Origin of the sequence: Mycolicibacterium arseniciresistens (genome assembly GCF_030519285.1) — a bacterium.
GTDB classification, from domain to species: domain Bacteria; phylum Actinomycetota; class Actinomycetes; order Mycobacteriales; family Mycobacteriaceae; genus Mycobacterium; species Mycobacterium arseniciresistens.
Window position 1 is genome coordinate 1 of sequence record NZ_JAUMSQ010000234.1, and the last position, 11,911, is coordinate 11,911.

Annotated in this window: 10 protein-coding genes and 1 pseudogene; 7 read left to right on the forward strand and 4 right to left on the reverse strand. The window is 72.5% G+C overall.

From position 1 onward, the window contains the following. The 4 genes from Q2100_RS23370 to Q2100_RS23385 all read left to right on the forward strand — a co-directional run. The coding region (locus Q2100_RS23370) for a phosphopantetheine-binding protein (protein WP_302915975.1) at window positions 1–395 on the forward strand (395 nt) is incomplete at its 5' end. Then, window positions 392–4,768 (forward strand): non-ribosomal peptide synthetase, encoded by a 4,377-nt coding sequence (locus Q2100_RS23375; RefSeq protein WP_302915976.1) that lies wholly within the window; start codon window positions 392–394, stop codon window positions 4,766–4,768. The genes Q2100_RS23370 and Q2100_RS23375, both read left to right, overlap by 4 nt. A gap of 4 nt (window positions 4,769–4,772) precedes the next feature. Beyond that, entirely contained in the window at window positions 4,773–6,077 is a 1,305-nt protein-coding gene (gene mbtG / locus Q2100_RS23380) for an NADPH-dependent L-lysine N(6)-monooxygenase MbtG (RefSeq protein WP_264011524.1), read from the forward strand. Beyond that, complete coding sequence (locus tag Q2100_RS23385) at window positions 6,055–6,276, forward strand: MbtH family protein (protein WP_264011525.1); 222 nt, start codon at window positions 6,055–6,057, stop codon at window positions 6,274–6,276. Before mbtG ends, Q2100_RS23385 begins: the two co-directional genes overlap by 23 nt. Here the strand turns inward: Q2100_RS23385 and Q2100_RS23390 are convergent. The 3 genes from Q2100_RS23390 to Q2100_RS23400 form a co-directional block, all read right to left on the reverse strand. Further along, window positions 6,273–7,223 (reverse strand): AraC family transcriptional regulator, encoded by a 951-nt coding sequence (locus tag Q2100_RS23390; RefSeq protein ID WP_302915977.1) that lies wholly within the window; start codon window positions 7,221–7,223, stop codon window positions 6,273–6,275. The genes Q2100_RS23385 and Q2100_RS23390 overlap by 4 nt on opposite strands. Window positions 7,224–7,232: 9 nt before the next feature. Beyond that, complete coding sequence (locus tag Q2100_RS23395; protein ID WP_302915978.1) at window positions 7,233–7,985, reverse strand: SDR family oxidoreductase; 753 nt, start codon at window positions 7,983–7,985, stop codon at window positions 7,233–7,235. A gap of 87 nt (window positions 7,986–8,072) precedes the next feature. Further along, the gene (locus Q2100_RS23400; protein WP_264011527.1) at window positions 8,073–8,390 is read right to left on the reverse strand and encodes a type II toxin-antitoxin system VapB family antitoxin; all 318 of its coding nucleotides are present in this window, start codon (window positions 8,388–8,390) and stop codon (window positions 8,073–8,075) included. Window positions 8,391–8,555: 165 nt separating this feature from the next. Here Q2100_RS23400 and hrcA point away from each other — a divergent pair, with 165 nt between their 5' ends. The 3 genes from hrcA to Q2100_RS23415 are packed head-to-tail and all read left to right on the forward strand — an operon-like array spanning window position 8,556 to window position 11,536. Beyond that, a complete protein-coding gene (hrcA, locus tag Q2100_RS23405; protein WP_269893302.1) occupies window positions 8,556–9,587 on the forward strand; it encodes a heat-inducible transcriptional repressor HrcA in 1,032 nt (343 codons plus the stop codon). Window positions 9,588–9,625: 38 nt separating this feature from the next. Continuing rightward, window positions 9,626–10,774, forward strand: a complete 1,149-nt coding sequence (gene dnaJ / locus Q2100_RS23410; protein ID WP_302915979.1) for a molecular chaperone DnaJ — start codon at window positions 9,626–9,628, stop codon at window positions 10,772–10,774. A gap of 18 nt (window positions 10,775–10,792) precedes the next feature. Then, window positions 10,793–11,536 carry a 16S rRNA (uracil(1498)-N(3))-methyltransferase gene (locus tag Q2100_RS23415; RefSeq protein ID WP_302915980.1) on the forward strand — a complete coding sequence of 248 codons (744 nt, stop codon included), beginning with the start codon at window positions 10,793–10,795 and terminating at the stop codon, window positions 11,534–11,536. On the opposite strand, the pseudogene Q2100_RS23420 reads toward Q2100_RS23415, so the two are convergent. Further along, window positions 11,477–11,911 (reverse strand): annotated as a pseudogene (locus tag Q2100_RS23420) (hypothetical protein); the annotation flags it as partial. The gene Q2100_RS23415 and the pseudogene Q2100_RS23420 sit on opposite strands and share 60 nt — an antisense overlap.

Genomic DNA, 11,911 nt, shown 5'->3' on the forward strand with positions numbered 1-11,911 from the left:
GCGCCGGCGGCGTCGACGACGCGGTCGCGGCGCAACCTGCCGCGGTGGCCGCCGAACCGCCCCGCACCGACACCGAGAAGGCGCTCGCGTCGATCATGGCCGAGGTGCTGGGCGCCGACGAGATCCAGCGGGGCGACGACTATTTCGCGCTCGGCGGCGACAGCATCCTCGCCGTGCAGCTGGCGGCCCGGGCGCGCGACGCCGGTCTGGGGCTCACCGCGCGGATGGTGTTCGAGTTCCCGGCCGTGCACGAGCTCGCCGCCGCAGTCGACGCGGCGGGGGAGAGCGTGGAGGGCGGCGACGTCCACCACGAGGCGATGAGCGCGTCGGGGCTGTCGGCCGACGAACTGGCCGACCTGACGCTGTCGTGGTCGGCCGGGGACGACGCTCGGTGACCGCGACCCTCGAGGACGTCCTCGCGCTCAGCCCGCTGCAGCAGGGGCTCTACTCGCTGACGACGCTGAGCGACAGCGAGGACGGCGACCTCGGGTCCGCCGACCCGTACCTGATCGCGATGGCCGCCGACATCACCGGCGACCTGGACGCGGCGCTGCTGCGCGACTGTGCCGCGGCGATGTTCGAACGCCACCCCAACCTGCGGGCCGGCTTCGTACGCGCCGGCAGCAAATCCCGGGTGGTGCAGGTGATCCCGACGCGGGTCGACGTGCCGTGGCGGCACGTCACCGCGTCGGCCGACGAGGTCGAGGCGTTGGAGGCCGACGCCCGCAGGCGCCGGTTCGACCTCGGCCACGGTCCGGCGATGCGCTTCCTGCTCGTCGAGATGCCAGGGCCCCGTTGGCGGCTGGTGATCGTCGCGCACCACATCGTGATCGACGGCTGGTCGCTGCCGCTGTTCGTGGGCGAACTCATCACGCTCTACCGCTCGGGCGGGGACACCTCGGCGCTGCCTGCGCCGCCGCGGCCGTACCGCGACTACATCGGCTGGCTCGCCGGCCGCGACCAGGACGGCAGCCGCCGGCTGTGGCGCGACCACCTCGCCGGGCTGCCCGGTCCGACGCTGCTCACTCCGGCGCTCACCGACGGCGAACCGCCCAGCGGGATGCCGCGGCGCACCGAACTCCGGCTGGACGCCCCGGCCACCGCCGCGCTGTCCGAGGCCGCCCGCTCCCGCGGCGTCACCCTCAACACGCTGGTCCAGATGGCCTGGGCGAACATCGTCTCCACCTTCACCGACCGCAGCGACGTGGTGTTCGGCGTGACGGTGTCCGGCAGGCCGGGCGAACTGGCCGGCGTCGAGTCGATGGTCGGACTGTTCATCAACACCGTGCCGCTGCGGGTGCGGCTCGACCCGGCGCAGCGCGTCGGCGCGCAGTGCGTCGCCCTGCAGCGGGAGGCCGCCGCGCTGCGCGACCACAGCTACCTGGCGCACGCCGAGCTGCGGTCTATCGCCGGCATCGGCGAGATGTTCGACACCCTGCTGGTCTACGAGAACTTCCCGCCGGGCGGACTTGTCGGCAGCGGCGAGTTCGAGGCCGCCGGCGCGCGGTTCCGCCCCGCGGCGCTGGAGAGCCTCGCGCACTTCCCGGTCACCGTCGCCGCCCACCTCACCGACGGGGAACTCACCGTGCTCGTCGAGGTGATCGACGGGGCGCTGGGCGCAATGACACCGGAGAGCCTCGGCGCGCGGGTCCTGGCCACCGCGCAGCGGCTCATCGCCTGCTGGGAGCGGCCGCTGCGCGACGTCGGGGTGCTGCTCGACGGCGAGGAGGCCGCGACCGCGGCGACCCTCCTCGCGCCCACCGGGGCCGGTGGAGTGCACGCCCGGTTCGCCGAAGTCGCTCGGTCGCGGCCGGATTCGGTCGCGCTGACGTGGGACGGCGGCCGGTTGACCTACCGTGAGCTCGACGAGGCCGCCGATCGGCTGGCCGCCGCGCTCGCCGCCAGGGGAGTGCGCACCGAGACGCCGGTGGCGATCCTGCTGTCGCGGGGACCGGACTATGTGATCGCGATGCTCGGCGTGCTCAAGGCGGGCGGGGTCATCGTGCCGCTCGACCCGGCGATGCCCGCAGGCCGCGTCGACGACATCGTCACTCAGAGCGGCGCCGCGCTCATCCTCGACGCCGCCCTGCACGCCGAGTGCACCGCCGCACCGGCCACCGGCTTCCGGCCGGTGACCGCCCACCGCGGCCAGGCCGCCTACGTCGTCTTCACCTCCGGCACCACCGGGCGACCCAAGGGCGTGGTCGGCACCCACGATGCGGTGCTCGCCTACACCGAGGACCACGCCCGCAGCGTGCTTCGCCCCGCGGCGGAAAGGTTGGGCCGCACCCTGTCGGTGGCGCACGCGTGGTCGTTCACCTTCGACGCGGCCTGGCAGCCGCTGGCGGCCCTGCTCGACGGGCACAGCGTGCACATCGTCGACGACGACGTGCAGCGCGACGCCGAGGCGCTGGTCGCGACGATCGCCCGGTTCGGCGTCGACCTGATCGACACCACGCCGTCGATGTTCGCCCAGCTGCGGGCGTTCGGCCTGTTGTCCACGGTGCCGCTGGGCGTGCTCGCCCTCGGCGGTGAGGCGGTCGGCATCCCGGCGTGGAACGCTATTCGCGACGAGTGCGCCCGCACCGGCATGGCGGCCTTCAACTGCTACGGCCCCACCGAGACCACGGTCGAGGCCGTCGTCGCCGCGATCGCCGAGCACGAGTCGCCCACGATCGGCCTGCCCACCGGACCCACCCGCGCCTACGTGCTGGACTCCTGGCTGCGCCCGCTGCCCGACGGCGTCACCGGCGAGCTGTACCTCGCGGGCGGCCAGCTCACCCGCGGCTACCTCGGCCGGATGGGCGAGACGTCGGGCCGGTTCATCGCGGACCCGTTCGTCGCCGGTGAACGGATGTACCGCACCGGTGACGTGGTGCGCCGCTCGGCCGACGGGTCGCTGCAGTTCCTCGGCCGCTCCGATGCCCAGGTCAAGATCCGCGGATTCCGCGTCGAACCCGCCGAGATCGCGGCGGTGCTGCACGGACACCCCGCGGTGCGGCACGCCCACGTGGCGGTGCGGCACCACCGCAGCGGGCCGCGGCTGACCGCCTACGTGTCCGCCGACCCGCCGCCGCCCGTCCCCGAACTCCGGGCGATGCTGACCAAACGCCTACCGCGCTACATGGTTCCGCACCGCATCGTGCTGATCGACGAGCTGCCGCTGACGCCGCACGGCAAGGTCGACGAGCCCGCGCTGGCCGCTCTCGCACAGGAACCCGACGACGAGGTCGCAACGCCGGAGACCGCGACGGAGATCGCACTGGCCGAGGTGCTCGCCGAGATCCTGCACACCGGAAGGCAGGTGGACGTCACCGCCGACCTGCTGCAGCTGGGACTCGACAGCATCGTCGCGCTGTCGGTCGTGCAGGCCGCGCGGCGGCGCGGTGTCGCGCTGCGGGCGCGGCTGATGCTCGAATGCGGCACCATCCGCGAGCTCGCCGCCGCCGTGGACGGCGAATCGGCAGGCGCCGCTGCCGGTGACGAGGACGGCGACGGCCCGATCCCCGTGCTGGCCAACGTGCACTGGCTCTACGAGTACGGCGACCCGCGGCGGCTGGCGCAGACCGAGGCCATCCGGCTGCCCGACGGCATCACCGTCGACCACCTGCACACCCTGCTGCGCACCGTCGTCGACGGCCACGAGATGCTGCGCTGCCGGCTCGACCGCGACACCATGACCTTCGTTCCGGGCGCGGTCGAGGACTTCCTCACCGAGGTGTCGGTGAGCGGCCCGCTGGCCGACGCCGTCGCCGAACACACCCGCACGTCGGTCGAGCGGCTCGATCCCTCGCGCGGCGCGCTGCTGTCCGCGGTGTGGTTGCGCGACAGCGCATCTCCGGCCAGCGTGCTGGTGCTGTCGGCGCACGTGCTGGCGATGGACCCGGCGTCGTGGCGCATCGTGGTCGGCGAACTGGACGCGGGCTGGCACGCGCTGTCCGCGGGCAGGCAGCCGACGCCCGCGGTCGAGCACACCGGGTACCGGCGGTGGTCGCGGCTGCTGCACGAGCGCGCGCACCGGCTCGACACCTGCGATTTCTGGGAGGCTCAGCTCGCCGGCGCCGACCCCGATCTCGGTGCGCGGCGGGTGGATCCGCGAACCGACCGCGCCCGCGACGTCACGGTGAGCGTCTGCGTCACCGACGCCACCGACACCGCACGGCTGCTCGCCGCCGACCGGCCGATGGCTCACCTGCTGGCGGCCGCGGCGGCGGACACGGTGACCCGGTGGCGCCGTCATCGCGGGCAGGACACGCCGCCGCCGCTGCTGGCGCTGGAGTCCTTCGGCCGCGTCGATGCGGTCGTCGACGGCGGCTCGGGCGATGTGGACACCGGCGAGACGGTCGGGCTGATGTCGGCCATCTACCCGCTGCGGATCGGCGCCGACGTCGCCACGGATCTGGCGGCCGTCCCCGGTGACGGCATCGACTACGCGCTGCTGCGTTACCTGCGGGCCGACACCGCGCCGCGGCTGCGGGCCCACCGCGAACCCCAGCTGCTGCTGAACTACCTCGGCCGGGCGGAGCTCGGAGCGGTGACGGGCGACATGCAACCCGACCGCGCACTCACCGCGGGGGCGTCGCAGCTGCCGGAGCCCGACCTCGCGGTCCGGTATGAGCTGACGCTCAACGCGGTGGTGTTCTCCGACGGCGCGTCGCCCGTGCTGGCGACGCAGTGGCGCACCCTGCCGGACATCCTGGGCCCTGGCGATGTTGAAGTGCTGCAAGGGTTCTGGCGAGAAGCGTTGAAAGAGGTATGCGAGAGATGACCGCATGAGCCGCACACTGGCGGTGATCGGCGCCGGCGCCAAGGGCGTCGCGGTGGCCGCCAAGGCCGCCGAACTGCGCGACATGGGCGTCGACGTGCCCGACGTGGTGGCGATCGAGCGCACCGCGGTGGCCGCCAACTGGCAGGCCAGCGGGGGATGGACCGACGGCCAGCACCGGCTCGGCACCAGTCCGGAGAAGGACGTCGGTTTCCCCTACCGGTCCTCGCTGGTGCCGCGCCGCAACGCCGAACTCGACACCAGGATGATGCGGCACAGCTGGCAGTCCTACCTGGTGTCCACCGGTCAGTTCGCCGAGTGGATCGATCGCGGCAGGCCCGCGCCGACCCACCGCCGCTGGAGCCAGTACCTGCGCTGGGTCGCCGACAACGTCGGGATGAGCGTGGTCAACGGCGAGGTCACCGGCATCACCGTCGACGCGGGCGCCGACGCCGCGCGGTGGGTGCTGCAGACCCACGAGACGTCGGTGGAGGCCGACGCGCTGATGATCACCGGCCCGGGGCAGGCCGAACGCTCGATCCTGCCGGGCAACCCGCGGGTGCTCTCGATCGCCCAGTTCTGGCACCGCGCCGCCGCGCACGAGCTGATCGCCGCCGAGCGTGTCGCCGTCATCGGTGGTGGGGAGACCGCCGCGACGATGCTCAACGAGCTCTTCCGGCACCGGGTTTCGACGATCACGGTGATCTCGCCGCAGGTCACGCTGTTCACCCGGGGCGAGGGCTTCTTCGAGAACACGCTGTACTCGGACCCCACCCATTGGGCGGGGCTGACGCTGGGTGAGCGCCGCGACGCGATGCTGCGCACCGACCGCGGGGTGTTCTCGGCGCGGGTGCAGGAGGCGCTGCTGGCCGACGACCGGATCCGCCATCTGCGCGGCCGGGTGGCCCACGCGGTGGCCCGCGACGACCGAATCCGGCTGACACTGCAGACCGACCGGGTCGGGGAGCGACTCGAGACGGTGCACGGTTTCGACCTGGTGATCGACGGATCGGGGGCCGACGCGCTGTGGTTCGTGCCGCTCTTCCGCCAGGAGGCCCTCGATCTGCTCGAACTGGGTCTGGGCGGTCCGCTCACGGGCGACGCGCTGCAGGAGTCGATCGGCGACGACCTCTCGGTCGACCACCTTGCGCCCAAGTTGTTCCTGCCCGGCCTGGCGGGGCTGACCCAGGGACCGGGGTTCCCCAACCTCAGCTGTCTCGGACTGTTGTCTGACCGCGTGCTCGGCGCCGGGTTCGAGCCGTCCACGCAGCGATCGATCAGGAGAAGCGATGAGCACCAACCCCTTCGATGACGACAACGGCCAGTTCTTCGTACTGGTCAACGACGAGGACCAGCACAGCCTGTGGCCGGCGTTCGCCGGGGTGCCCGCGGGGTGGCGGGTGGTGTTCGGCGAGAGCACGCGCGCCGACTGCCTCGCCTACGTCGAGGAGAACTGGGCGGACCTGCGGCCGAGGAGCCTGCGCGAGGCGATGGCGGCCGCAGGCGGCTAGCCCGGCATGCCGTCCCGCTGCACCCGGCGGGCGTATTCGGTTGGTGTGCAACCGGTGTGCCGGGAGAAGGCGGTGCTGAACGCGGTGGGCGACTGGTAGCCGACGCGCTGTGCGATCTGCGCGGTGGACAGCCGCCCGGACCGCAGCAGTTCCCTTGCCGTGGCCAGCCGCCACTGCAGCAGGTACTGCATCGGCGGCATCCCCACGACCTCGGCGAATCGCTGCGCGAACACCGCGCGGGACACCGATGCGGCGCGCGCGAGGTGCTGCACCGTCCAGCCACGTGCGAGGTCGGCGTGCAGCTGCGTCAGGGCGGGCGCCAGTACGGCGTCCGAGAGTCCCGCGATCAGTCCGCGCTGCTCCTGGTCGACGGGCGCCGGGGCGACCCGGATCGCCTCCATCAGCAGCACCTCGACGAGCCGCTGCAGAATCGCGTCGCGGCAGGGACTCTCGCCGTCGGCCTCCTCGGCGATCAGCTCGACGATCCGGCTGAGCCGCGCCGAGCCCGGTTCGTCGCGGCGCACCAGGACGGCGGGCGGCAACAGCGGCACCAACAGCGGCGCGTTGGCGGGATCGACACGGAAGTATCCGCCGAGCATGCGCATCGTGACCGGCTCCGATGCGCCGCCGTGGCGGGTGCGGCGGCCGTGGTCGATCGGGGTGGGGACGGGTTCGACGCCGCGGCTCGCGCTCAGGGTGAAGCCCGGTGTCTCCGGAAGCAGCAGGAAGTCGCCGTCGCGCAGGTCGATGGCGTCGAGCCCGTCGGCTTCCAGGACACACGACCCCTGCAGCATCACGCAGAACGCGGGGTCGCCGTAGCGGGGCTTGCGGACACCCCAGCTGCCTGCGCCGTCGATGACCTTCGACAGCACCGCCTCCGGTCGCAGCAGGCCGAGCAGTTCCTCCACCGGTCCCGCGGCGGTGCCCGCGGTGTCGGGTGTGCCCACCCCCAGACGCTAAACCCCCGCGGTCGATTCGGCGAGCGCCACCGCGTCGGCCCCCGCCGCGAACCTGAGCCGGTCGGAGGTGTCGGTGGCCGCGGACAGCACCACCTCGGCGACGTCCTCCGGGGTGGTGGCGGCGCCGGCGGCGCCGAACGACGCCATGATCGGCGCGGCGAACGGCTCGTAGGCGGGCGGGATGACCCCGGCCATCCGGTGGAGGCCGTTGGCGGTGAAGTTGGTCGAGGGGCCGTAGCCCGGTTCGACCAGCTTGGCCCGCACGCCGAAGAAGGCGAGTTCGAGCGCCAGCGACGCCGTGAACCCCTCGACGGCCATCTTGCTGGCGGTGTAGACGGCGGCCAGCGGCATCGCGGCCAGTGTCACGCTGGAGGTGACGTTCACGATCACGCCCGACCCCCGGGATCGCATCTGTGGCACGACGGCCTGTGTCATCGCCATCACGCCGAACGTGTTGGTGTCGAACAACTCCCGGGTGGTCTGCATCGGCGTGGCCTCGAACGCGCCGATGGCGCCGATGCCCGCGTTGTTGACCAGGACGTCGATCGGGCCGCTGCCGGTCACGGCGGCGGCGATGCTCTCTGCCGACGTCACGTCGAGCGGGATCACCCGCAGCCGATCCGAAGGGGGCAGCACGTCGGTGCGTGGGGTGCGCATGGTGGCGACGACGTCGAAACCCTCGTCGAGGAACCGGCGGGCGGTCGCGAGACCGTAGCCGGAGGAGCAGCCGGTGATCAGCACAGTGGTCATGCACCGAAACGTAGGGTCGGCCGCGGCGCCGGACAAGGCGTCAGCGTCCGGGATCGCTTCGCGATCGTCTGGCCGGTGCGGCCGCGGCTAACCCTGCTGGGCGGCCAGCGGGACGTCCATGTCGAACAGGCGCGCATGCAGCACGATCCGGTTCCGCAGCGCGGCGCGCACCGCGCGGTGCAGACCGTCCTCGAGGTAGACGACGCCGCGCCAGCGCACGGCGTGCGGGAAGAGGTCGCCGTAGAACGTCGAGTCCTCCGACAGCAGCCGGTCGAGCGCCAGCACGGTGGTGGTGGTCACCAGCTCGTCGAGGCGGAGTTGTCGCGGCGGGATGCGCGACCAGTCGCGGTAGCTCAGCCCGTGGTCGGGATACGGCTTGCCCTCGCGGACACCCTTGAAGATCATCGGCGCGCCTTCGGCACTCGGTCCCCCGTGCGTTTCAACCCCGGTTCGCCAGGTTAGCCGAGCCTGACGCGGCCCGTCGCGGGGCCGATCGGCCGCTCGCGCGGAGGTCGCGGCGCCCGTGACCGTAAAATGGTGTCGAACTCGAGGGCAGGGGCAGGTGAACACATGGGAAGTGCCGACGATCGTCGGTTCGAGGTACTGCAGGCCATCGTCGCCGACTTCGTGACCACCAAGGAGCCCATCGGCTCCAAGACGCTCGTCGAACGGCACAACCTCGGCGTGTCCAGCGCGACTGTGCGCAACGACATGGCCGTGCTCGAGGCCGAGGGCTACATCACCCAGCCGCACACCAGCTCGGGGCGGGTGCCCACCGAGAAGGGCTACCGCGAGTTCGTCGATCGCCTCGACGAGGTCAAGCCGCTGTCGTCCTCGGAACGGCGGGCCATCCTGACGTTCCTGGAGAACGGCGTCGACCTCGACGACGTGCTGCGCCGCGCGGTGCGGCTGCTGGCACAGCTCACCCGGCAGGTCGCGGTGGTGCAGTATCCGACCCTCACCACGTCCACGGTGCGCCACCTCGAGGTGGTGGCGCTGACCCCGGCGCGGCTGCTGCTGGTGGTCATCACCGACACCGGCCGGGTCGACCAGCGCATCGTCGAACTCGGTGACGCGATCGACGACCACCAGCTGTCGAAGCTGCGGGAACTGCTCGGTCAGGCGCTCGAGGGCAAGCCGCTCTCGGCGGCGACCGTGGCGGTCTCGGATCTCGCCGCACACCTCGACGGGTCCGGCGGGCTGTCCGACGCGGTCGGCCGGTCGGCCACCGTGCTGGTGGAGACGCTCGTCGAGCACCGAGAGGAACGGCTGCTGCTCGGCGGGACCGCCAACCTCACCCGCAACACCGCCGACTTCGGTGGTTCGTTGCGCTCGGTGCTCGAGGCACTCGAGGAGCAGGTGGTGGTGCTGAAGTTGCTGGCCGTGCAGCAGGAGGCCGGCAAGGTGACCGTGCGCATCGGCCACGAGACCGAGGCCGAGCAGATGGCGGGCACGTCGGTGGTCAGCACGGCGTACGGCAGTTCGGGCAAGGTGTACGGCGGCATGGGTGTGCTGGGGCCCACACGAATGGACTATCCGGGAACTATCGCTAATGTCGCTGCGGTTGCTCTCTACATCGGCGAAGTCTTAGGCAGCCGCTGAGCCCGGACGGGCCGGCGACAGGACAGAACAGGCGAAGCGTGGCACGCGATTATTACGGCTTGCTCGGAGTCAGCAAGGGCGCGAGTGATTCGGAGATCAAGCGCGCCTACCGCAGGCTCGCGCGCGAACTGCACCCCGACGTCAACCCCGACGAGGCCGCCCAGGCGAGGTTCAAGGAGATCAGCGTCGCCTACGAGGTACTCTCGGATCCCGAGAAGCGGCGCATCGTCGACCTCGGCGGTGACCCGCTGGAGACCGCGGGCGGCGGCGCCAACGGCGGGTTCGGCGGCGGGTTCGGCGGCCTCGGCGACGTGTTCGAGGCGTTCTTCGGCGGCGGCGCCGGATCGCGCGGCCCGGTCGGGCGGGTGCGCCCCGGATCGGACTCGCTGCTGCGGATGCGGCTGGACCTGACCGAGTGCGCCACCGGCGTGACCAAGCAGGTCACGGTCGACACGGCGGTGCTCTGTGACCTCTGCAAGGGCAAGGGCACCCACGGAAACTCCACCCCGGTGGCCTGTGACACCTGCGGCGGCCGCGGCGAGGTGCAGACCGTGCAGCGCTCGCTGCTCGGCCAGGTGATGACGTCCCGGCCGTGCCCGGTGTGCGGCGGCGTGGGCGAGGTGATCCCCGACCCGTGTCACCGCTGCGGCGGCGACGGCCGGGTGCGCGCCCGCCGCGACATCAGCGTGAAGATCCCCGCGGGCGTCGGCGACGGCATGCGGGTGAGGCTGGCCGCCCAGGGTGAGGTCGGACCCGGCGGCGGGCCGGCAGGCGACCTCTACGTCGAGGTGCACGAGAAGCCGCACGACGTGTTCGTCCGCGACGGCGACGACCTGCGCTGCTTCGTCTCCGTGCCGATGATCGACGCCGCCCTCGGCACCGCCGTGACCGTCGACGCCATTCTCGACGGCCCGACCGAGATCACGATCCCGGCCGGCACCCAGCCGGGTGCGGTCGTCACGCTGCGCGGCCACGGCATGCCCCATCTGCGGTCGGGGGTGCGTGGCGATCTGCACGCCCACATCGACGTGGTGGTGCCGACCCGGCTGGACAGCCAGGACACCGAGCTGCTCCGCCAGCTCAAGGAGCACCGCGTCCGCGACGCCGCCGAGGTCCGCTCGACCCAGTCGCCTGCCGCATCGGGCGGGTTGTTCAGCCGCCTGCGTGAGACGTTCAGCGGCCGCTGAGCGGCCCATCCGTCCTCGATGACCGACGCGCTCTTCTACGTCGACGCGATCCCCGCAGAGGGCCTGCCGGTGGTGGTGGACGGCGACGAGGGCTTCCACGCGGCCAACGTTCGGCGCATCAGGGTCGGCGAGCGGCTGGACCTGGGTGACGGCGCCGGCGTCGTCGCGCACTGCGAGGTCACCGAGACCGGCAAGGGCCGCCTGACCGCGCGGGTGCTGCACCGCCGCACCGTGGCGCCCGTCGCGCCGTCGGTCACCGTGGTGCAGGCGATCCCGAAGTCCGAGCGCTCCGAGCTGGCCGTCGAACTGGCCACCGAGGCCGGGGCGGACGCGGTGGTGGCCTGGCAGGCGGCGCGGTGCGTCGCACGCTGGGAGTCCGCGGCCAAGGCCGACAAGGGTCTGCGGCGGTGGAGTGCGGTGGCGCGGGCGGCCTCTCGGCAGTCCCGCCGCCCGTTCATCCCGGCCGTCACCGGGGTGCTGTCGACGGCCGAGCTGGTGAGCCGGGTGCGTGCCGACGCCGCGGTCACCGTACTGATATTGCACGAGTCGTCGAGCCGGCCGATCACTGAAATAGATGTCGCGCAGGCACATTCGCTGATGCTGATCATCGGCCCTGAGGGCGGCATCACCGACGACGAGGTGACCGCGCTGACCGGCGCAGGCGCGCAGGCGGTGCGGTTGGGCCCGTCGGTGTTGCGGACGTCAACCGCTGCCGCCGTCGCGCTCGGTGCGCTGGGCGCCCTCACGCCACGCTGGCAGTAGCGCGGCCGCCGCGAGCAGCTGCCAGCAGATGATGGTGTACACGCTCACCCGCTCCAGCACCGGGCCCGGCAACCGGTCGGTGATCACCCACATCGCCGCGCAGGCCAACCCGGTGACGCCGAGTGCCGCCGACGCCCACCGGACGGTGGCGGGGCGCAGCATCGGGGCGGCGGCCAGCGCGGTCAGGTTGCCTCCGGCGATCGCCAGGACCGCGCCGACGACGTGCCAGGGTCCCGCGCCGCTGTGTACCGCCGCGACGAGCACGTTCCCGGCAGCGTTCGCCGCCGCGCACACCAGCACCGGCGCGGGTCGTGGCGGTCGAACGGCGCGCACCGCCAGCACGGCGCCGAGCAGGAACATCGCCCCCTGCAGGCA

What these genes read in the sequence shown, in the direction of transcription:
- mbtG (WP_264011524.1), top strand. Translation starts at nt 4,773, where the DNA reads ATGAGCCGCACACTGGCGGTGATCGGCGCCGGCGCCAAGGGCGTCGCG.
- Q2100_RS23385 (WP_264011525.1), top strand. Translation starts at nt 6,055, where the DNA reads ATGAGCACCAACCCCTTCGATGACGACAACGGCCAGTTCTTCGTACTG.
- Q2100_RS23395 (WP_302915978.1), bottom strand. Translation starts at nt 7,985, where the DNA reads ATGACCACTGTGCTGATCACCGGCTGCTCCTCCGGCTACGGTCTCGCG.
- Q2100_RS23400 (WP_264011527.1), bottom strand. Translation starts at nt 8,390, where the DNA reads ATGATCTTCAAGGGTGTCCGCGAGGGCAAGCCGTATCCCGACCACGGG.
- hrcA (WP_269893302.1), top strand. Translation starts at nt 8,556, where the DNA reads ATGGGAAGTGCCGACGATCGTCGGTTCGAGGTACTGCAGGCCATCGTC.
- Q2100_RS23415 (WP_302915980.1), top strand. Translation starts at nt 10,793, where the DNA reads ATGACCGACGCGCTCTTCTACGTCGACGCGATCCCCGCAGAGGGCCTG.